A 20,095-nucleotide genomic window follows, 5' to 3' on the forward strand; every position below is an offset into this window, starting at 1 on the left:
GTATTTTATTTTCAAGGGGATGAAAAAATGGAGTACAGAATTGAAAGAGATACAATAGGAGAAATAAAAGTTCCAGCTGATAAATTATGGGCAGCACAAACACAACGTAGTAAAGAAAACTTCCCGATTGGAACAGAGCAAATGCCGCTTGAAATTGTAAAAGCATTTGCCATTTTAAAGAAAAGTGCAGCACTTAGTAATCAAAAATTAGGAAAGCTATCAGAAGAAAAAGCAGAAGCAATTGTGGCAGCAGCTGACGAAGTGATCGCAGGGAAATGGAATGAACATTTTCCACTTGTCGTATGGCAAACTGGTAGCGGTACTCAGTCAAATATGAATGTGAATGAAGTAATTGCAAATCGTGGGAATCAAATTTTGAAAGAGAAGGGATCTGACGCACATATTCATCCGAACGATGATGTGAACATGTCTCAAAGTTCAAATGATACATTTCCAACAGCGCTTCATGTAGCATGTGTAATCGCAGTAGAAAATCACGTGTTGCCAGCAATTACGAAATTAAAAGAGACATTAGCAGAAAAAGTAACTGCATTTGAACATATTATAAAAATTGGTCGTACACACTTACAAGATGCAACACCGTTAACATTAGGGCAAGAAATTAGCGGATGGCACCGTATGCTTGAAAAAACAGAGCGTATGATTGCAGAGAGCAATACATATATGAAAGAGCTTGCAATTGGTGGTACTGCAGTTGGAACAGGTATTAATGCTCATCCTAAGTTTGGGGAGATGGTGTCAGAGGAAATTAGCCAATTTACAGGTAAGCAATTTATTACTGCACCAAATAAGTTCCACGCATTAACAAGTCATGATGAAGTTGTATATACGCATGGTGCATTAAAAGCATTAGCAGCTGATTTAATGAAAATCGCTAACGATGTGCGCTGGCTTGCAAGTGGTCCGCGTAGTGGTCTAGGAGAAATTATTATTCCGGCAAATGAGCCAGGAAGTTCTATTATGCCAGGTAAAGTAAATCCAACGCAAAGTGAAGCGTTAACGATGGTTGTAGCGCAAGTAATGGGAAATGACGCAACAATCGGATTTGCAGCGAGCCAAGGTAATTTTGAATTAAATGTATTTAAACCTGTTATTGCATATAACTTCTTACAATCTGCTCATCTATTAGCGGATGCAATTGTTTCATTTAATGATAATTGTGCAGTTGGTATTGAAGCAGATGAAGAAGTAATTAAAGAGAATGTGAATCGTTCATTAATGCTTGTTACAGCATTAAACCCGCATATCGGATATGAAAATGCAGCGAAAATTGCGAAGTATGCTCATAAAGAAGGGTTAACGTTAAAAGAAGCAGCACTGCAATCTGGACTACTAACAGAAGAACAATTTAATGAAATTGTCGATCCGAAAAAAATGATTGCTCCGAAAGAGTAATAAAAAAGCCAAGATTCTTTAGAATCTTGGCTTTTTTGATATTTATTTTTATGACTTCCATTTGTATTACTACAAGTGCCAAAATATATTATTTGTTAGCAGGCATGTTCAATACTTTCATTTGTGGACAGTTTTCTTTTAAGAGTGAAATGAACTTTTCTTCTTCTTGAGGTACGAAAGTTGTCACAGAATCAAATAAATTGTAATGGACTTCTAATTGCTGCCTAGTCCACTTTTCTGAGCGAAGTGTTTTGCCAGAGTATGTAATATGGCGAATATCTTCAAATGGAATTTCAGTACGCAGTATGAAACCATGTTTTACGACAAGAGATGATTCCGTTACGTCGTAGTGAGAGAAATAGAATGAAGAAAGATTCACGATATTTAACAGCATCATGAGAGTGAAAAAAATAGAATTTTCATTTTGGAAGAATAGCGAAACGAGAAAAATAGTGATAAATAATGTAATGAAAATGACGTGAAATGGATTCTTTTTCGCTTTGAATTTCAAGTTAGTCACCTCGGTTTACGTGTACTCTAACTAAATTAAATCACAACATCGTAATAAAACGTATATATATGCATAATTGCATATTCACACGTTTTATTATTCATGTAAAATTTCCTGATGGGATAAAGTGAAACTTTAATCAGTGGGGGTTTTCTTCATCCCCCACTGATTATTAGTTAAACCAATCGGACTTTTATGGGCAGTTGATCCCCCACCTAACTTCTTTGCTTTCGCTGAATTTTGAGGTGGGGATCTTACTGCCCATTAAAGTGGGATAAATTTAAATGGAATTTTGTAATAGTGGAGAGGTATGAAGTGACTTACAAGAATAGAAAGTTAGCGCTAGTCATAATTAGTTGTATGACGGTCATGGGTAGTTGTGCAAATAAATTTGTTGAGGATGGAAATCGAAAGCATATATTTGTACAGGTAAGTAAGGCTTTAGTCGAGGTTATAAATAGAATATATAATGGATAAAAGGTGTTTCCATATACGGAAATACCTTTTTTGTAGTTAAAATTGAATGCTGAAGTTTTGGAATGAGTGAGTACCAGTTCCGTGTAGAACGAGGTTGTTATCACTCAAATATTGAATAGCGTATTTTAGTTCTTTCAGTATAGTAGGGGGAGACCAAGAGTATGATGTGAACCGTAAATTTGATTAACAGTAAACCAAGGATCTTGCAGAATAGTCATGTTTTGTTTCACATCCTATCTTCATTAGTGTATTAAATACATTCGCTTTTTTGTTACTTTAATTCTTTTTATAAAATTATTTAGTAGACGTTTTTTATAAAAGTTTGTAAAATGGGTAAACGGAATGTTGAAATGTTTATTTACTGTATGTTAAGATGATGAAGAGATAGTAAACGTTATTGGGAAACGTCTGTTTTTAGATAAACATTTTAAAGGAGTGTTTAGTATGAGTGATATTTCAGAGAAGTTTTGGGATGCTTCGGTAGAAGAATTGAAGAAAGGGTATGTATTTGAAGTGGAAGCAGAGGAGTATATTTGTTTAGCTTGTGGAGAAGCGTTTATTAAGGGGGTTATTTATCAAGATAATCAAGTTTTGTATGAAGCAGAGAAGTTTGTGCAATTGCATGTGCAAAATGAACATACGTCTATGTTTGATTATTTATTAAACCTTGATAAAAAGTATACGGGTTTAACGGATTTGCAAAAGAAAATGGTTCAGTTTTTCCATATGGGGCTGAATGATAAAGAGATTGTAAAAGAGATGGATGGTGGAAGTACATCAACCATTCGTAATCATCGATTTACACTTCGAGAGAAAATGAAGCAAGCGAAAGTGTTTTTAGCATTAATGGAACTGTCAGAAGAAAAATCAAAAGTACAAACGAAATTTGTACCAATCCATAGAACCGCAACGATGGTAGATGATCGCTACAATATTACGGAAGAAGAAAATGATGAAGTATTAAAAGCGCATTTTACAGAAGGATTAGATGGACCACTTTCTACATTTCCGAAAAAGCAAAAGCGCAAATTAATTATATTACGCCATTTAGTGACGAAGTTTGATAGTAATAAAAAGTACACTGAAAAAGAAGTAAATACTATCATAGAAAGAGTATACCCGGATTTTGTAACTTTAAGAAGGTATTTAATCGAATATGGGTTTTTAGATAGAACAGCAGATGGAAGCCAATATTGGGTAAAGTTATGATAATATGGAAAAGAAAATAAATAGAGGCACATTATTATAACAACTATACAAAGAAATAGAAGTTGAAAAACAGATTTTTAATAAAAGGAGAAATGAAATTTGAAACCACCTACAGATAATAATAAAGAAGGTGCGGAGTCACATAAGTTAGAAAGTGAGAGTAAACCGATTTGGAAATCGATGTCCATGTTTTTAGTACCGTTACTATTAAGTAATGTATTACAATCGATTGGACAATTATTCGGTATGGTAGTAGTAGGAAGATGGCTTGGCGTTAATGATTTAGCGGCTATATCAGCATTCTTTCCACTATTTTTCTTACTCGTTTCATTTGTAATTGGTATTGGTTCAGGGAGTTCTATTTTAATTGGTCAGGCGTTTGGTGCTAAAAACGAAGATCGTTTAAAAGCTATCGTTGGTACGACACTGACATTTACATTTATTATTGGAGTTGTGTTGGCGATTATAGGTAGTATTTTTGCGATGGATATTATGCGCCTAATGGGAACGCCAGAAAATATTATTGATATAAGTGTTCATTATGCACGTATTTTATTTATATCGATGCCAGTATTATTTTTATATTTTGCATACACAACATTTATGAGAGGTACAGGAGATTCTAAAACGCCATTTTACTTTTTAATTGTAAGTACAGCGCTAAATATGATCTTATTACCAATTCTTATTTTTGGATGGTTAGGAGCTCCGAAATTAGATGTGTATGGAGCAGCCTATGCTTCTGTTATATCTACAGTTATTACGTTTATTGTCATGTTGGTGTATTTAAAGAAGAAAAATCACCCACTACAATTAGATAGTACGGTAAGGAAATATCTTCGCATGGATAGGGAATTATTGAAGCTATTGTTACGACTAGGAATTCCAGCGAGTATTAATATGATATTAGTTTCATTATCTGAAATTGCGGTAATCGCGTTTGTGAATCGTTATGGTTCGGATGCAACAGCAGCTTATGGCGTTGTGAACCAGGTTGCAAGTTATGTACAAATGCCAGCAGTTAGCCTTGGTATTACAGTTTCCATTTTTGCAGCACAATCAATTGGTGCGAATCAATTTGATAGATTGCAGAAAGTTGTGAAGGCCGGAATTATTATGAACTACGTCATCGGTGGTGTGCTAATATCTCTTATTTACTTGTTCTCAAGAGACATTCTATCACTATTTTTAACGAGTCAAACTACAATTGAAATTGCTCATAGCCTAGTTATGATTACGTTATGGAGTTATTTAATTTTCGGGCATGCGCAAATTATTAGTGCGACAATGCGAGCGAGTGGTACAGTATTATGGCCAACTGTTATCGGAGTTGTATCAATTTGGCTTGTTGAAGTACCTATAGCGTATTACCTTTCTTACCATACAAGTCTTGGCATAGAAGGGATATGGATTGGGTACCCAGCAGCATTTATTGTCAGCTTAATATTACAGTATGCATATTATAAGCTTTCATGGCAGAAGAAACGAATTACACGACTAGTGAGTTAAATCATGCAAATGTCCCTAAGCTATTATACTTAGGGACATTTTTTGTAAGTGTATGTTTACAAATAGCTTTTTAAAGTGATATCAAAATGTTGTCTAATGAGCTTGTTATCGCTCATATAAAACTCCCACGCTTTTTCAGGTTCACCGATAATTTCAAAAGATTCTTCTGTAATATATAAAGCGCAATTATCCTCTAGTGCAATTCCTTCTATATTACCTTGATGATTTTGTAAAAAGGAATGGAAGGCGTTCATTCTATTTAATTGATTATAATGTGGACAAAACCTTTTGTTAACAATCCCCCAACCGTTACACTCTATATAACCAGAACCTTCATAATCTGATCGGATACTAGATGTGAACCAACACATAGCACCGGCGCTATACCCCGCAATGAGCGTTCCTTGTTGCAGAGCCAATAGTAATTTTTCATCGAGTCTAAGTTCTTTCCATTCTGTAACCATTTGAATATAGTTCCCGCCACCGAGATAAATTAAATCAGCAGACTGAATCATTTCGTCTATTTCATATTTAGAAGGTGTATCAGCTATAGTACGTAAAATTTGTACTTCACAGTGTAATTGTTTTTCGAACGTGTCTAAAAATAGCTTTATATAGCTTTCATCATCATGACTAGCTGTAGGAATGAATAATACTTTTGGATACTGTTTATTTGTTAATTCTATAAGTCGCTCATTAATAGGCGAGTGATTTGAATCTTGTAAATCACCGCCACCAATGACAGCTAATTTCATAGTAAAGCACCACCTAATCATTTTTGTTATATAAAAATTCGATAGAAGAGAGTAACATTCCTTCTCTCATGTAATGAATAAGTAGAAAATATAGTTTAAGTATATCGAAATAGTAAAGGTAGTGATAACTATATAGAAAAATGAATTTGAAACAAATTAACCGGCTATTTGCGGGCTGCCCGTAAAATCTTAATTGGTGAGGGCTGATAATCAGTGGGGGATGAACGAAACTCCCATTGATTAAAGTTTCACTTTATCGATATATAATATTTCATACTATTGTTTCAAAATATGGAAACAATATGTTTAAATGGATATAACAAAGCATTAATTCAAATTGAATTAGTGTTTATATTTTAAAAAGGAATCGGAAATAATAGAGATTTCACAAATCGTTTTTTACTTTTAATAGGAACTTGTATTACAATATGGTAAAATTATTTCAATATATTTATTTAATATAAAAATACAAAGAGGGAGCGTGAAAAAGGTGGATTTTCGATTTGATTTTGCAGCGAAGGTGAAAGAATACTTAGATGATGAGAAGGATGAAAAAATAATAAAAGATGGACATAGAGATATAATTTTTCACTATTTATATGCGTTAGAGGCTGAAATTGGCGTTGTGAAAAATCCTAATTTTACTTTTTTTACATCAGGAAGACGTTCACATATCGTATTAGAAAATGTTGAATTTAAAACAGAGGTAAATGTAAAAAGTAACATCATTGAAATTACAAAAATAGTGGATAATGTCGTTATTCCTTTAGATACTATCGTAGCAAAGGATCGGGAATTATTTGCACTTGGGCGCAATGAGAAGTTTAATGTACAAATATTAGAGCAGTATCTCTTTGAGACATTTGGAGAGAAATTAGGTTTAAAATGAATGGAATGGCCTACGTATTTATAGGTAGTGAATTTTAGTGTATATCATTCTTGTTTGACCTTTCATTTAATTTGTACTACAATTTGTAGTGTGAAAGGAGCCATACTATGTTTACTCAAAACTATAAATTAAATGAGCAAGGATTAAATCACTTTTTTGGACCTCTTGAAGCAAAAATTATGGAGATTGTTTGGTCTACCGAGGGTATTACGATTAAAGAAGTGCAGCAGAAATTAAGTGAAGAATCACCTGTGAATTTTAACACTGTTATGACAGTTATGAACAGGTTAGTAGAGAAATTACACTTAGAAAAACAGACGGTGAAAAGAAGTGGCATATATCGTACTGTACAAACAAAAGAAGAATTCTTATCCAATCAAACGAAGAAAATGACACAGGAATTGATGGGGGAATTTGGAGATTTAGTAGTAAATCATATGCTAGATGAGTTAGAGCAGGCTGATCCGACTTTAATAAAAAAATTAGAAGACAAATTGAGTCAGTTAAAAAAAGAGGATCAATGAAATGAAATGGCAAATGCGTAAAATCGTATTGTTAGCAGTAATTGTTAGTACCCTCTTTTTCAGTATGTTAGTGTATTACGTTACATATCCATTTCTGTTTCAAAATAAGGCGTTCTTTTTTTCAAATTTTTGCTTGTTTCAATTAGAAAAACATATGAAGGAATTATCGCTCATTCGTATTATAATTGCTGGATTACTATTACTTACAGTACTCATAGTGTGCAAAAGAATTTGGCAACAATTTTTCTATAGTAAAAAATTACAAAAAGTACTTATCCCTTTCATTCGAAAAGGAAAACAAATATATATATTGCCGAACGCGGAAGTTGCGGCATTTACAATTGGGTTATTTCGTCCGAAAGTTGTCATGTCAGAAGGCATGCTTCAAACATTTTCAGATGAAGAAATGGATGCGATTATTTTCCATGAAGAATATCATCAAACTAATCGAGATCCATTAAAATTATTTTGTTTTACGTTATTAGCAGAAGGAATGGTGTACATCCCGATATTAAAAGGGTTATTGCAGCGCTATCATGTGTATCAGGAGCTAGCAGCAGATCAATATGCAATGCAAAAGATGAAATCTTCATTCGAATTAGGTAGCGCGTTATTAAAATTAATTAAAATAAAGACAATGGAAAATCGATGTGTTACAGCTTCATTTGCAAAAACAGCAATAAATTTACGAATCGAGCAAGTGTTAAATGAAAAAGTTGTTAAGCTCAATATTCCATTACATACGAATTCGTTATATGTAACATTAGGTTTATTCTGTATGTCGATTGTACTTATTGTCGGAGAGTGCATATAGCCTCTTTTTTTAAGAATTAACACTACTTATTGTAGTGCTTTAGGGGGAGCAAAATGAATGCAGCAGATTTAACAATTTGGCTTGTAGCTGGGGCAGGGGTATTGTCATTTATATCACCATGTTCTTTACCGCTATATCCATCTTATTTATCATATATTACAGGTGTGTCTATTCAAGATTTAAAAGAGAATCGTGGAATTATGCAAAAATCAGCGATTATACATACCGTATTTTTTATGATCGGATTTTCGGTTATATTTTATGCGTTAGGGTTATCGGTAAGTTGGATTGGAATAACATTTTCATCTAACCAAAAATTGATTCAACAAATTGGTGGGGTTTTTATTGTTTTGATGGGACTGTTTATGACAGGTTTGTTTCAACCTAAGTGGCTTATGGCAGAGAAAAAAGTACAATACAGAAGTAAATCGACTGGATATATTCGCTCGATTTTAGTCGGTATGACATATGCAGCGGGTTGGACGCCATGTGTTGGACCGATATTTTCAGCTGTACTCATGCTTGGTGCGACAAATCCTGAAGGGGCACTTCTTTATATTACCGCGTATACTCTTGGGTTTGCGGTTCCATTTTTCGTGATGGCATTCTTTATCGGGAAGGTAAAATGGATTGTTACATATGCCAATGTCATGATGAAAATTGGCGGTGGAATGATGATTGTAACAGGGGTTTTATTGTATACAAATCAAATGACGAAAATTACCGCATTCTTTATTCGTCTATTCGGTGGATTTACAGGCTTTTAAAAATGAGGAGGAAGAAAAGTGAAGAAACTAATTGCGATTATACTGGCCGGGGCATTAATTTGGGCCGGAGTTAATTTTTATAATACAAAGAAAGAAGAAAAAGAAAGAAAAGCAAAACAAGCGGAGTTACAAGAAACAGAAGTATTACCACAAGTAGGATTTAAAGCGCCAAACATAACATTAAAAGGGTTAGACGGGAAGCTGTATTCGTTAAATGATGCAAAAGGCAAGCCATACCTTATTAATTTTTGGGCATCATGGTGTGGCCCATGTGAAATGGAGGCACCTGACTTAGTTCGTATGTATGATAAATATAAAAAGGATGTTGAAATTTTTGCGGTAAATGCGACAATTGGAGATCCAGTACAAGAAGCGAGTGCATTTGCAGATCGTCACGGATTTAAGTTTCCTGTTTTACTAGATATGGACGGAGTAGCTGGATTAGATTATAAAGTATTTTCGTTACCAACGACATTTTTTGTTAATAAAGATGGAATTATCGTAGAGCAAGTACGAGGCGTATTACCTCCAGATCAATTAGAAGAGAAATTTAAGAAATTAATTGAGAGTTAAAGAGGGGATTTTGTATTGATGGAGTGGATCGTGAGGTTACAACCCGTATCTCTTATAATTGGAAGTTTATTTGGATTTATGTTGATGAAACGAAAGATGAAGAACGAAAGTGTACCATATGAAAAAATGATGGATGCAGTAACAAATGCCTTTCTTATCATCGTATTTGTATGGAAATTTGCACCGGCAATTTTAAATCCAGTATGGGCTTTTAAAGCGCCAGTGCAAGCATTATTAGCTATAGGAAGTATGCAGCATATTATAGCAGGATGTGTAATTGCGAGTATATACATTGTTTGGAAAAGTAAAAAGGGACAATTTTCGCTTCGTATTTTACTTGATGCATTACCTATTGGACTATGTATGAGCATTATTTTTTATTTTCTATTCAACCACAAAATAGGTGTACAAACGACATTGCCTTGGGGTGTGAAAATATATGAATCTAAATTTTTATATCACCCTATTTTCGTATACGAGATCATCCTCGCCCTTTGTATAATCGGCTTGTTATGGATGAAAAATGAAAGGCTCGGAAATGGAAAGAATATAAGTGTTTTTCTAATAGTTGAGGGATTTGCTCATATCATTATTTCGCTTGTTAGTGAACAAAATTCGGTTTTATTTGGTTTATCAATACAGCAAATAATGAGCTTCTTTATTATTAGTTTAGGGATTTTGTTGGTGCCGAAAAAATAAGAGGTATGCATGTATGAGATTTTCATACACGCATACCTCTTTATCATTAGGATTGAGCGCTTTTCTGAAAAAAATGAATGGTTTCCTTCCAAGAATCAATACTAGCAAAAGCGTTATCTTTTTTGCTCCCTTGGTTATAATTTATTCTTAAATAGGGGATGCCGATAGAATGGCCAGCCCCTTTATATACGAGTTGTTTATAAAAATGAGGAGAATGAAATGTATCCAATCTATTAATTGCTTTTTTGATAATCTTACAATATCAGCTTCATCTTCTTCACCAGCAATTAGCAATACATCTCCATTAATTTTTTCAACTGGTATAGTAGCATTTTCAACAACTTTAGAATCTGAAGTTAAAGCGTTATACCACTTTCTATATGGCATTCCCCTATGTTCTTCAAACATTTTACGACATTCGAGTGCGACGGAGATGGGATTTATTGGAGACGCATACGGTAATACTTTCCCTTTATATGTCCAAGCAGGAGGTAATGTTGTAGCATCGGACCACGGTACAATACCACTTAATGCAATAGCGGAACCATTTAGAGAGGCGACAGCATTTATTTCTTGGAAAAAGCATGCTGATAAAAGGGCTAGTTCACTTCCTCGAGAGGTACCATGTATACCTAACCAATTTTTGGTGACTTCTTCTCGTTGTTTCATCCACTCAATGGCTGTTTTTATATATTCAAGGGGGATTTCTACAAGTTGTTTTGGTAGATTATCGATTCCGAAATAAGCGAGGGCGAGTACTGAAAAATTATGTGATGCAAGTAAAGCGGCAAGGTATTCATTTAATCCCCCCTCCGAACCGCCGAGTACAATAATTCCTGGATTCGCTTTTTTATTTTCGTTGTAGAAAAAGGTGGCAATCAATCCATTTTCTCTAATTGGATACCGAACGATTTGTTTGGATTTCCATAATCTTGAGATGTTTATTTCATCGATAGTAGATCCATTCATTTCAAGTGATAAAGTTAAGTTTTGAGGCGACAATGGATTCTTATAATTTCGAATAGAATCGTGATGTTCGTTTATTTTAATAATGTCTAAGGACCAAAATAATCCCATTCCATCAATCCCTGTATAAGAGCCAGTAATAGGTGCTTGTTCGGTAAGGTTTACATTCCCATTTTTAGATGCAATAAAGGTGGCATTTGATTCTAAATATATATCATTTATTCCCTCGGCAATTCTGGAGGCTCTTATTGTTACTTCTTGTAAAGGTTCTAATCCGGTTATATAAATTTGAATGGGAGAATCAATTAATGAGATTGACGAACTAACATGAATGCGGGGCTTCGTTTTTTTGTGAATGTTCATTTCATAACACCTCAATTTAAATTATATATAACAAGTTTTCTACGAATAACAAAATAGACCTCTACTGTAAATAGAGTTTTATTAATATGAGGAGGAGTTTCCTTCTTATTAAATAAGAAGGATAATCCATGTTTAACAAGGATTATCCTGTTTTTCTTAAATATATTAAAAAATCGGCGGAGTAACAGAAAATAAAACAATTGCATTTTTCTCGAATTGATTTACCCATTTATGTTTTAAATAAGCGGGTATTTTTACGCTATCACCCGTTTCTAATATGTATTCTTCTTCATTTAAATGTAATGTGATTTTCCCGTCTAATACGTATGCTAACTCTTCACCTTTATGTTCTAGTACATTTTCTGATGAAGCTGTATTCGGTGGAACAGTCATAATTGCTGTTGCTAAATTTCCTGTAAAATCAGGTGATAGCAATTCATATGATAAATTATCGATAATCATTTTTTTTCGTTTATGAGAACGTACAATTAAATCGTCTGTATTTGTATCTTCCAATAAAAAGCTAAATGTTGGAACATCAAGAGCTTTAGCGAGTACTTTTAATGTTTGAATAGAAGGGTTAGCAGACCCACGCTCAATTTGACTTAACATAGATGGTGTAATACCTGCCCTCGTTGCTAGTTCTTTACTAGTTAAACCTTTTTCTTTTCTTTGCTTTTCAATCTTTTTACCAATATCTATATTTTCCATAATGAAAGGCTCCTTACTAATTATTAAATTATATTTAAATAAATTAAATTAAAATTAACTAAAGTAAATAATTTATGTTAAACTAAATTTAAATTAATTTAATTATAATTTATTGAATCGTAAGCTACAAGGTTATGAGGAGGAAGAGAAATGCAGGGAATAGAGAAATTAAAAGAGGAATATCCACTATTAAATAAATTAATCTCAACAGAAGAAGTGTTTTGGGTGAATCCGAACATGGAAAAGTATGAAACGGCAATAAAAGATTCCCCATTGAATGAAGGTGATGTAAAAGATGCGGAAGAGAGGTTAAAGCATTTTGCACCGTACATTGCGAAAGTTTTTCCAGAAACGAAAGAAACGGGCGGCATTATAGAATCACCTTTAGTGAAGATACCTACTATGAAACAGTCTTTAGAGAAAAATTACGGGAAACCTATATTAGGTGAATTACTATTAAAATGTGATAGCGGGCTTCCGATATCAGGGTCAATTAAAGCTAGAGGCGGCATTTATGAAGTGCTGAAGCATGCGGAGAAATTAGCTTTGCAGCATGGAATGTTAACAGAAGAAGATGATTATTCCATTTTAGACAGTGATACATGTAGAGAGTTTTTTGCAAAATACTCAATTGCGGTAGGTTCTACTGGTAATTTAGGACTAAGCATTGGGATTATGAGTGCAAAACTAGGTTTTAACGTAACTGTTCATATGTCAGCAGACGCAAAAGAATGGAAAAAAGATTTATTAAGAAGTAAAGGTGTAAACGTTATTGAATATGAAGCTGATTATAGTAAAGCAGTAGAAGAGGGGCGTCAGCAAGCGGATGCAGATCCTAGCTGTTATTTTGTAGATGATGAAAACTCACATGATTTATTTTTAGGATACGCAGTAGCAGCATCGCGTTTACAAAAGCAATTAAAAGAGTTAGAGATTGTAGTGGATGAAGAGCACCCTTTATTCGTTTACCTTCCTTGCGGAGTAGGGGGCGGACCTGGCGGAGTCGCATTTGGTTTAAAGTTATTGTATAAAGACAACGTACACTGCTTCTTTGCGGAGCCAACGCACTCTCCATGTATGTTACTCGGTTTAATGACAGGACTTCATGATAAAATTGCCGTTCAAGATATCGGGATTGATAATGTAACAGACGCGGATGGACTAGCGGTAGGAAGACCGTCTGGATTTGTTGGTAAAACGATGGAACCATTTTTGAGTGGAAATTACACAGTAAGTGATGGAGAGTTATATAGATTGTTAAAAGAACTAGCTGATACGGAAAATATTTATTTAGAGCCTTCTGCGCTAGCGGGAATGATAGGGCCAGTGAAAGTATGCAAAGAAGATGAGTATTTACAAAAACAACAGTTAACAGAGAAGATGAAGAAAGGTACTCATATTGTGTGGGGAACTGGCGGTAGTATGGTTCCAGAAGATGTGATGAGTGGGTATTATAAAAAAGGTGAGGAATTAACAATATTAGAAAAATGAGGCTAATTGTGGCCTCATTTTTTATTTATATGACAAATGCATTATTATAAATTCTTTGTTATTTTCGCATTAGTTCATTATAGTATAGATATAAAGAACGAATATCAAATAAACATAACAAAAAAGCTTTATTTTACATAATAAGAGGATGTGTATACGATGTCATTACAGACTAAATATATAGCGGGTATTTCGCTTGGGGTTATGGGAGTAGGTTTTGCGGCTTCTATCCCTTTTCAAGGAACGGTAGCTGGAGAGATTATACAAGGGGGATTTGAAGCTGGATTAGTTGGTGGACTTGCGGATTGGTTCGCAGTTACAGCATTATTCCGTCATCCGATGGGAATTCCAATTCCTCATACAGCGTTATTACCTAAAAATCGTAAACGAGTAACGAAAGGGCTCATTCATACGTTAGAAAATGAGTGGTTGACGAAAGAAAGTATTACGAATAAAGTAAAAGAAATGCAGCTAGCGCAAATGGTACTGCAAATCGCTGAGAGAGAAATGCGGTCTGACGCTGTGAAAAAGGGAATTGTAAAAATTGCTGAGAAGGCGATTGTTACAATAGATACGGAAAAGTTAGCGGTTATTATTGAAAAAGAATTAAAAACGTATTTGCATACAATTAATACAAGTAACATATTACAAGTGCTTGTTGATCAATTGGTAGTGCAAGAGTACGATGAAAAGACACTGGATTACATATTAGTAAAAGTGAAAGATTGGACAGCGCAAGATGAAGCACGTTACCAGCTCGGAAGCTTAGGTATGAAGGCGATGGAAAACATAAAAGTAGATGGATTTTTACAGTTTACTTTGAAATCGTTTATGAATATTGTAGATGAAGATAAAATTGGCGGCATTTTGCAGAAATTTATTATTAGCAATATTAACAGCTTACAAGATGCAGATAATAGTACGAGACAACTTATATTATCGAAAATTCGTCAAGAAATTATAAATGTAAAAGAAAATGAAGCTTTACTACAAGAATTAGAAAATTGGAAAGAAAAATGGATTGCCAATTGGAATGCTACTGACAAAATTAAAGAGATGCTGGAGCAAGTGCAACAAAGGGCAATTACTTTTGTGAAAAACGAAGAGTTTACGGATAAATATGTTATTCCATTTTTACAAACACAAATGAATAAAATAAAAGAAGATGAACAGACTGTTCAAAAAATAGAAGATTGGTTACAAAAACAAGTTGTCACACTTGTGGAAAAGAATCATTCGAAAATCGGAAAACTTGTACAAGAAAACCTTGATAAGTTAGATGATAAAACGTTAATTGAAATGATTGAAAATAACGTCGGTAAAGATTTACAGTGGATCCGAGTAAACGGGGCTGTTTGCGGATTTATGATTGGATTAGTGTTAGAAGGAATTAAAGCGATTATATGAGAAAAACCTTCCACAATTGTGGAAGGTTTTTATTTTTCAATAATACTCATATTGATATTATAAGCTTTTTCAATATTTAACTTGTACGTCCCATTGCCTGTTTTAATTGAATTTTTATACCAATGTTCTTGTTCGTTGAATTCTTTATTTTCTTCTGAAGTATTCTCTTCTTTTTTCGTTAAATCTTCAACTTGTTCCCAAGGTGTGTTTCCGTGGGATTCTTTTTTGTTTGTTATGGCGATTAAAGATACATCGCTTTCTTTTGCTAAATGAACAGATACATGTGAACTTTCTTGTACAAACCAATTATTTTGTAATTGACCAGGATAAAGGGATAGTTCGTTATTTGAAGCACGAACTTCTACATTTTTATTTTGCGGAAGAACGAGTGTCGGTTTGACTTGTGGTGCTGAATTCCATAACGTATGTTGAACGGGTAATGATTTTAAAGTAATATACATCGTTTCCCCAGCTGTTTGAACCGAAAGGAAATCTTCTTGTTTTAAATTAAGTTTTTCATTAGTTTTCGTCGTCATTTCATATGTTCCAAGAAGGTGAATTTGATTTGTATCATTTCCCTCTATTGTTAGAGGGTGCTGTCCTGCATCCACTACAATTTTTTTGATAGATTCAGGTATATCAATTTGTCCACTTGGAATATTGCTCGTTTGGCGAGTGGTATGAATAGAATGACGAACTTCATCTAGTAATCCAGTTGATAATAAACAGTAAAAAGCAATTCCAACGCTTCCTAAAACGCCGATAAAGAAAATACTAAAAATATCATATTTAATAAAGGATTGTTCCTTTTTAGAAAATAGAAGGTATAGTAAAATTTCCACGCCAAGAATAATAAGTAAAACAGGCCACCATGCTGTTAAGGAATCTAATACCTCAGTACCTTTTACAACTGAAAATAGTAAGAAGCAACCTAATGAAATAATAGAAAGCCCCATTGAAAATGTTCCAACGCGCCATGTTCTCATTCTTTTGTACCACCTTTGTTTTCTTTATTTCCAAGTAACAATTTAAAGCCGCCACCAATTAAGAGGAGTGCAACGATAGATGTTTGGAAATAGCGATAATATAGCTCGCTAAGATGAATGTTAAATATAGTTGCAAAGTAATCATTCAAAATAGGAAGGAGTGTTTGATCTAATAAATAATAACCACCGAGTGTAATTAACCCAATACCGATCCATCTTTGATGATTGATAAAATAATCAATGATAGGTTCGTCATGTACACGTTCTTTTCCATACTTTGCAGTTTGCTGTAAAGCGTCAAAGAAGCTATAGAACCAAATGATTGGTACTAAAAATAAAAACGCTGAAAGTCTTAATAAGTCGAGTAAATAGATGGAAAGTAAAAAGGCTGCCATAAGCTGAAGACCGCGGCGTTGTAAGCCTAAATACATATGTCCCGCTCCAGGGAACATCGCTAAAATAGAAGCGAATGTTTTATTCTTCTTTCCTTGTTCACGATGCTCTTCAAACTCTTCGAAAATAGTACGGTCATCTAGTTGCTCGCCACGTTCTTTTTTCTGGAGTTGCTGAACAACATCGAAGAAATTGTAAATCCATAAAACAGGTAATGTTATAAGGAAGATAAGGAAACTTTCTTGTGATGTTAAAAGTGCAACGAAAATAATCATACTTCCGATCCCTGTGCAAGCTACTAAAAATGTAAGTCCACGTTGCATAAGCCCTAATTGGAAATGACCAAGTCCAGGTATGATGGATAGGAGAATGATATAAAATCGTTCGCTTTCTTTAGAGGAATCTGTTAATTCTCCGGCTGCTTGTTTTTTTGATTGGTTAATAATAGTGATAACTAAATCTAGTAAATTGACCACCCATAACACGACTAGTAAAAATAGAGAGATAAAAGCCAACTCACGCGCTATTAATTCTACTACGCAAAAAACTGCAAAAGAAAATAGTAATAAAGCCCCTCCGCTATATAAAATAAGCCGTCCAAACTTCTTTAAATATAAATGTCCAAGCCCAGGAATTAGCCCTAATACAAGTGCTAAAAAGGGATTTTTATTCATGCTTTGAACCTCCGTCCTTTTTTGATGTATCTACCGATTTGTTTACAATTTGTTGTGAAATAGAAGACTCGTTATGTTTTGAAGATTTCTCGAAATTTGATGTCGCTGTGAAAATATACTGGAATAAACCACTTACCATAAAAATAATTGTAGCTGCGGTCGCAATTATGTAGTGAATAATCGTTCGCTTTAATGAGTTTGTTTTTATATTTTCATTAGGTTGTAGCGTTTCAAAATCAATTTGCGTCATAACTTCATTCGTAAATGAATCATCATTTATCATTGGAAGGTTTTCATGTTGTTCATCGATACTTTCCATATAAAGTGCTAAACAATGATCACATTCATAAAGGTGTTCTTCCATAGATTCACGTTCATTGCTTTCTATAAAATCTAAAGTATAATTGCGCCAATCTTCTTTTGAATAATGCGTCATAGAAACTCTTCCTCCTTCCAATGTTTTTTAATCCACTTTCTTGCCCGATACAGTTTCATTTCGACTGTTTTCACTTCGATGTTTTCCTGCAAAGCAATTTCTTGATAGCTTTTTTCTTCTAAGTAATGTGAGAGAACGATGTCACGGTAATTCTCGGGAAGTTCTCTCAGTTTTTGAGCAATGAGTAATTTTTGCTCTTTCGTCAATAATAAATCCTCAACGTTATGAGAGGATTTTATATTTTCCTCAGTTTCTTTACATAAGGAGAGTTCTTCATTTTCTCTAGCTTTTTTCCTCTTATAATCAATAGCGTGATTGGTGGCAATACGCGCCATCCAAGTTTTTAATCCGCGAAATTGATAATTAGGGAGAGAGGCGTGAATTTTTACGAATACTTCTTGTGTAACATCTTTCGTATCTTCTTCATGTCTTAAAATAGAAAAGATAACTTGAAAAATATAATGACGATATGTTTGCACAAGGATACGAAAAGCGTGTTCGCTTCCTTGCTGTGCTTTTTCAATTAATTGTTTTTCCTCAATGGGTCTCTCCCTCCTTTTTGACGCATTCTATTATATAGACGTAAGAAATGATCGGTCACCCTACACATGTTGTAAAAAAAGAATAATATATTTTTAGGAAGGAAGCTATATGAAAAAAGGTGTGAAAAAATGGTAAAGAGAAGTATATAATGAGCAAGTAGGAAATGTTACGTGAAGAAAGGATGTGAATGTTAGTAGGGGAAGGTCCACACTAACAAACATGAAAATTAAAATATTAATAGCAGATGATAATTCTTTTATTAGAGAAGGCATGAAAATTATTTTAAATACATATGAAGAGTTTGAAGTTGTAGATACAGTAAATGATGGGAAAGAAGCAGTGGACTATTGCAAAAAGAACGACGTTGATATCGCTCTTTTAGATGTCCGCATGCCAAATATGAACGGGGTAGAGGCAACGAAATTCATTTGTGAAGGGACGAAAACGAAACCGCTAATTTTAACGACGTTCGATGATGATGAATATATTTTGGACGCAGTAAAAAACGGGGCGAAAGGTTATTTATTAAAAAATAATGATCCAGAGCGTATTCGTGATGCAATAAAAGGAGTATATAACGGTCAAACTGTTATGCAAGATGTAGTGCTTGATAAAATTAAGTGCAATTTAATGGAAAGCAAAGAGGACGAATGTAAAATAGATACAAGTCTTTTTACAGAAAGAGAACTTAGTATTATCGCATTAATTGCGAAAGGTTTCTCGAATAAAGAAATTTCAAAGCAACTTTTCATATCAGAAGGAACGATTGCAAATTATATTACATCAGTTTTAGGGAAAACTGGACTTGAACATCGCACACAAATTGCGATTTATTATTTAACAGGGAAAGTAGATTAAAGATATGGAATTTTGGTTAATTGTAAGTAAATTAATTGTCTTTATATATATTGTGTTTAGTTACATTTATTTAAATGTTGTGAACTTACCATGGATTATACTTACTTTGCTTTTATATCTTTCTGTAAATGTGCTGATCTCTATATTTAAACAAGATACGTACAAAAATATATTATCTAGTCTGTCAATTGGCATAGTTATGTTATTTACATGGAAGGTTCATCCGTTTTTTATTTTATTTTTACCATTGAACTTATATGAAGTTATATTTCGTTATATAGAGAAGAAATGGCAGCTCTTTATCATTATGATGATTCCCATTATCTTTACAGAAGAAAGTATTCGAATGACATATGGATTAATTGTTACATTTTCTTTCATCGTATTAACTATGGCAGAACGGTATATATCGCGTGTATTAAAGCTTGAATCACAAAATGATAAGATGCGAAAAGATATGCAGCGGCTGACGAAAAGCTTAAATGAAAATAAAGAGTACATAAAGCAATCAGAGTACACATTTAAGTTAGAAGAGAGAAATCGGTTGTCACAAGAAATTCATGATAAAATTGGCCACTCGATGACAGGGGCGCTAATTCAAATGGAAGCAGCAAAGAGATTAATGGGGATAGATAAAGAAAAATCTGCCGAGTTATTACAAAATGCAATTCATATATCGAAAGATGGAATTGAAAGTATTCGAGTTACATTAAAAAATATGAAGCCACCAACGGAGCAAATTGGCATTCATCGTATGAAATTATTCATAGAGGAATTTGCCGGTAAGCATGATATAAATATTCCTTTCGTATATAAAGGGAATTTAGATATGATCTCACCGATTCAGTGGAAGATTATCGGTGAGAATGTTACGGAGGCACTAACGAACGCGATGAAATATGCTGATGCGACAGTCATTTCAATCGATATTCATGTACTTAACAAGATGGTGAAAGTACAAGTGAAGGATAACGGAAAAGGTGCAGCTCTCGTTAAGAAAGGTCTCGGGATTATGGGGATGGAGGAGCGAACAGCATCAGTAAACGGAAAAATTATTGTAGATGGAACAAGTGGCTTTTCAGTAACGATGCTGTTGCCGATATAAGAAAATGGGACGAAGATGA

General features: G+C 33.9%; 22 protein-coding genes and 1 pseudogene. 13 read left to right on the forward strand and 10 right to left on the reverse strand.

The features are described 5' to 3' along the window. Positions 1–27: 27 nt before the first annotated feature. A complete protein-coding gene (fumC, locus tag RBB48_RS23980; RefSeq protein ID WP_262719565.1) occupies positions 28–1,416 on the forward strand; it encodes a class II fumarate hydratase in 1,389 nt (462 codons plus the stop codon). Between the two features lie 88 nt (positions 1,417–1,504). Here fumC and RBB48_RS23985 read toward each other — a convergent pair whose 3' ends face one another. Both RBB48_RS23985 and RBB48_RS23990 read right to left on the reverse strand, forming a co-directional pair. Continuing rightward, positions 1,505–1,927 carry a PH domain-containing protein gene (locus tag RBB48_RS23985; RefSeq protein ID WP_097889331.1) on the reverse strand — a complete coding sequence of 141 codons (423 nt, stop codon included), beginning with the start codon at positions 1,925–1,927 and terminating at the stop codon, positions 1,505–1,507. Between the two features lie 513 nt (positions 1,928–2,440). Continuing rightward, positions 2,441–2,592 (reverse strand): annotated as a pseudogene (locus tag RBB48_RS23990) (MBL fold metallo-hydrolase); the annotation flags it as partial. 256 nt (positions 2,593–2,848) lie between these two features. Here RBB48_RS23990 and RBB48_RS23995 point away from each other — a divergent pair. Together RBB48_RS23995 and RBB48_RS24000 are read left to right on the forward strand one after the other, a co-directional pair. Beyond that, positions 2,849–3,613 carry a DUF2087 domain-containing protein gene (locus RBB48_RS23995; RefSeq protein WP_097889332.1) on the forward strand — a complete coding sequence of 255 codons (765 nt, stop codon included), beginning with the start codon at positions 2,849–2,851 and terminating at the stop codon, positions 3,611–3,613. A 99-nt stretch (positions 3,614–3,712) separates the two neighbouring features. Beyond that, on the forward strand, positions 3,713–5,122 hold the full coding sequence (locus RBB48_RS24000) for an MATE family efflux transporter (protein ID WP_306008177.1): 1,410 nt from the start codon (positions 3,713–3,715) through the stop codon (positions 5,120–5,122). 56 nt (positions 5,123–5,178) lie between these two features. On the opposite strand, the gene RBB48_RS24005 is transcribed toward RBB48_RS24000, so the two are convergent. Next, positions 5,179–5,877 carry a peptidase E gene (locus RBB48_RS24005; RefSeq protein WP_097889333.1) on the reverse strand — a complete coding sequence of 233 codons (699 nt, stop codon included), beginning with the start codon at positions 5,875–5,877 and terminating at the stop codon, positions 5,179–5,181. 490 nt (positions 5,878–6,367) lie between these two features. On the opposite strand from RBB48_RS24005, the gene RBB48_RS24010 reads away from it, so the two are divergent. The 6 genes from RBB48_RS24010 to RBB48_RS24035 all read left to right on the forward strand — a co-directional run bounded on the left by RBB48_RS24010 (position 6,368) and on the right by RBB48_RS24035 (position 10,143). Further along, a complete protein-coding gene (locus RBB48_RS24010; RefSeq protein WP_306008178.1) occupies positions 6,368–6,766 on the forward strand; it encodes a DUF3942 family protein in 399 nt (132 codons plus the stop codon). Positions 6,767–6,873: 107 nt separating this feature from the next. Continuing rightward, positions 6,874–7,290 carry a BlaI/MecI/CopY family transcriptional regulator gene (locus RBB48_RS24015; RefSeq protein ID WP_000495070.1) on the forward strand — a complete coding sequence of 139 codons (417 nt, stop codon included), beginning with the start codon at positions 6,874–6,876 and terminating at the stop codon, positions 7,288–7,290. A 1-nt stretch (position 7,291) separates the two neighbouring features. Next, positions 7,292–8,104, forward strand: coding sequence for a M56 family metallopeptidase (locus RBB48_RS24020; RefSeq protein ID WP_306008179.1), 813 nt, complete (start codon positions 7,292–7,294; stop codon positions 8,102–8,104). Between the two features lie 53 nt (positions 8,105–8,157). Next, positions 8,158–8,871: a cytochrome c-type biogenesis protein CcdA gene (gene ccdA / locus RBB48_RS24025; RefSeq protein ID WP_000990445.1), complete on the forward strand. Its 714-nt coding sequence runs from the start codon at positions 8,158–8,160 to the stop codon at positions 8,869–8,871. A gap of 18 nt (positions 8,872–8,889) precedes the next feature. Further along, a complete protein-coding gene (locus RBB48_RS24030; protein ID WP_000733169.1) occupies positions 8,890–9,444 on the forward strand; it encodes a TlpA family protein disulfide reductase in 555 nt (184 codons plus the stop codon). A gap of 18 nt (positions 9,445–9,462) precedes the next feature. Continuing rightward, a complete protein-coding gene (locus RBB48_RS24035; RefSeq protein WP_142310377.1) occupies positions 9,463–10,143 on the forward strand; it encodes a prolipoprotein diacylglyceryl transferase family protein in 681 nt (226 codons plus the stop codon). Positions 10,144–10,189: 46 nt separating this feature from the next. Here the strand turns inward: RBB48_RS24035 and RBB48_RS24040 are convergent, their stop codons facing one another. From RBB48_RS24040 to RBB48_RS24050, 3 genes are all read right to left on the reverse strand, one after another. Beyond that, a complete protein-coding gene (locus RBB48_RS24040; RefSeq protein ID WP_257132266.1) occupies positions 10,190–10,372 on the reverse strand; it encodes an alpha/beta hydrolase family protein in 183 nt (60 codons plus the stop codon). Further along, positions 10,291–11,472, reverse strand: coding sequence for an acyl-CoA thioesterase/bile acid-CoA:amino acid N-acyltransferase family protein (locus tag RBB48_RS24045; RefSeq protein WP_257132265.1), 1,182 nt, complete (start codon positions 11,470–11,472; stop codon positions 10,291–10,293). Before RBB48_RS24045 ends, RBB48_RS24040 begins: the two co-directional genes overlap by 82 nt. A gap of 165 nt (positions 11,473–11,637) precedes the next feature. Beyond that, positions 11,638–12,183 (reverse strand): helix-turn-helix domain-containing protein, encoded by a 546-nt coding sequence (locus RBB48_RS24050; protein WP_306008180.1) that lies wholly within the window; start codon positions 12,181–12,183, stop codon positions 11,638–11,640. Between the two features lie 150 nt (positions 12,184–12,333). Here RBB48_RS24050 and RBB48_RS24055 point away from each other — a divergent pair, with 150 nt between their 5' ends. Further along, positions 12,334–13,674, forward strand: coding sequence for a D-serine ammonia-lyase (locus tag RBB48_RS24055; RefSeq protein WP_306008181.1), 1,341 nt, complete (start codon positions 12,334–12,336; stop codon positions 13,672–13,674). Positions 13,675–13,833: 159 nt separating this feature from the next. Then, complete coding sequence (locus RBB48_RS24060; protein ID WP_306008182.1) at positions 13,834–15,081, forward strand: DUF445 domain-containing protein; 1,248 nt, start codon at positions 13,834–13,836, stop codon at positions 15,079–15,081. A 29-nt stretch (positions 15,082–15,110) separates the two neighbouring features. Here RBB48_RS24060 and exsE read toward each other — a convergent pair whose 3' ends face one another. Genes exsE through RBB48_RS24080 form a run of 4 tightly spaced genes read right to left on the reverse strand, consistent with a single transcriptional unit; the run spans position 15,111 to position 18,049 of the window. After that, positions 15,111–16,067 carry an exosporium protein ExsE gene (gene exsE, locus RBB48_RS24065; protein ID WP_098230231.1) on the reverse strand — a complete coding sequence of 319 codons (957 nt, stop codon included), beginning with the start codon at positions 16,065–16,067 and terminating at the stop codon, positions 15,111–15,113. Beyond that, on the reverse strand, positions 16,064–17,134 hold the full coding sequence (locus RBB48_RS24070) for a hypothetical protein (RefSeq protein ID WP_098230232.1): 1,071 nt from the start codon (positions 17,132–17,134) through the stop codon (positions 16,064–16,066). Before RBB48_RS24070 ends, exsE begins: the two co-directional genes overlap by 4 nt. Then, positions 17,127–17,570 carry a hypothetical protein gene (locus RBB48_RS24075; RefSeq protein ID WP_088082902.1) on the reverse strand — a complete coding sequence of 148 codons (444 nt, stop codon included), beginning with the start codon at positions 17,568–17,570 and terminating at the stop codon, positions 17,127–17,129. Before RBB48_RS24075 ends, RBB48_RS24070 begins: the two co-directional genes overlap by 8 nt. Beyond that, on the reverse strand, positions 17,567–18,049 hold the full coding sequence (locus RBB48_RS24080) for an RNA polymerase sigma factor (protein WP_242015944.1): 483 nt from the start codon (positions 18,047–18,049) through the stop codon (positions 17,567–17,569). The genes RBB48_RS24075 and RBB48_RS24080 overlap by 4 nt, the downstream gene beginning before the upstream one ends. Before the next feature lie 283 nt (positions 18,050–18,332). Between RBB48_RS24080 and RBB48_RS24085 the strand changes: the two genes are divergently transcribed. Next, positions 18,333–18,971: a response regulator transcription factor gene (locus RBB48_RS24085; protein ID WP_088082901.1), complete on the forward strand. Its 639-nt coding sequence runs from the start codon at positions 18,333–18,335 to the stop codon at positions 18,969–18,971. A gap of 4 nt (positions 18,972–18,975) precedes the next feature. After that, positions 18,976–20,076 carry a sensor histidine kinase gene (locus RBB48_RS24090; RefSeq protein WP_097857306.1) on the forward strand — a complete coding sequence of 367 codons (1,101 nt, stop codon included), beginning with the start codon at positions 18,976–18,978 and terminating at the stop codon, positions 20,074–20,076. Positions 20,077–20,095 lie beyond the last annotated feature (19 nt).

This window comes from Bacillus sp. MMSF_3353 (assembly GCF_030733445.1).
Lineage (GTDB): Bacteria > Bacillota > Bacilli > Bacillales > Bacillaceae_G > Bacillus_A > Bacillus_A wiedmannii.

Coding starts and splice junctions, on each gene's coding strand:
- fumC (WP_262719565.1), top strand. CDS start 28: ATGGAGTACAGAATTGAAAGAGATACAATAGGAGAAATAAAAGTTCCA.
- RBB48_RS23995 (WP_097889332.1), top strand. CDS start 2,849: ATGAGTGATATTTCAGAGAAGTTTTGGGATGCTTCGGTAGAAGAATTG.
- RBB48_RS24005 (WP_097889333.1), bottom strand. CDS start 5,877: ATGAAATTAGCTGTCATTGGTGGCGGTGATTTACAAGATTCAAATCAC.
- RBB48_RS24015 (WP_000495070.1), top strand. CDS start 6,874: ATGTTTACTCAAAACTATAAATTAAATGAGCAAGGATTAAATCACTTT.
- RBB48_RS24020 (WP_306008179.1), top strand. CDS start 7,292: ATGAAATGGCAAATGCGTAAAATCGTATTGTTAGCAGTAATTGTTAGT.
- ccdA (WP_000990445.1), top strand. CDS start 8,158: ATGAATGCAGCAGATTTAACAATTTGGCTTGTAGCTGGGGCAGGGGTA.
- RBB48_RS24035 (WP_142310377.1), top strand. CDS start 9,463: ATGGAGTGGATCGTGAGGTTACAACCCGTATCTCTTATAATTGGAAGT.
- RBB48_RS24045 (WP_257132265.1), bottom strand. CDS start 11,472: ATGAACATTCACAAAAAAACGAAGCCCCGCATTCATGTTAGTTCGTCA.
- RBB48_RS24050 (WP_306008180.1), bottom strand. CDS start 12,183: ATGGAAAATATAGATATTGGTAAAAAGATTGAAAAGCAAAGAAAAGAA.
- RBB48_RS24055 (WP_306008181.1), top strand. CDS start 12,334: ATGCAGGGAATAGAGAAATTAAAAGAGGAATATCCACTATTAAATAAA.
- RBB48_RS24060 (WP_306008182.1), top strand. CDS start 13,834: ATGTCATTACAGACTAAATATATAGCGGGTATTTCGCTTGGGGTTATG.
- exsE (WP_098230231.1), bottom strand. CDS start 16,067: ATGAGAACATGGCGCGTTGGAACATTTTCAATGGGGCTTTCTATTATT.
- RBB48_RS24070 (WP_098230232.1), bottom strand. CDS start 17,134: ATGAATAAAAATCCCTTTTTAGCACTTGTATTAGGGCTAATTCCTGGG.
- RBB48_RS24075 (WP_088082902.1), bottom strand. CDS start 17,570: ATGACGCATTATTCAAAAGAAGATTGGCGCAATTATACTTTAGATTTT.
- RBB48_RS24085 (WP_088082901.1), top strand. CDS start 18,333: ATGAAAATTAAAATATTAATAGCAGATGATAATTCTTTTATTAGAGAA.
- RBB48_RS24090 (WP_097857306.1), top strand. CDS start 18,976: ATGGAATTTTGGTTAATTGTAAGTAAATTAATTGTCTTTATATATATT.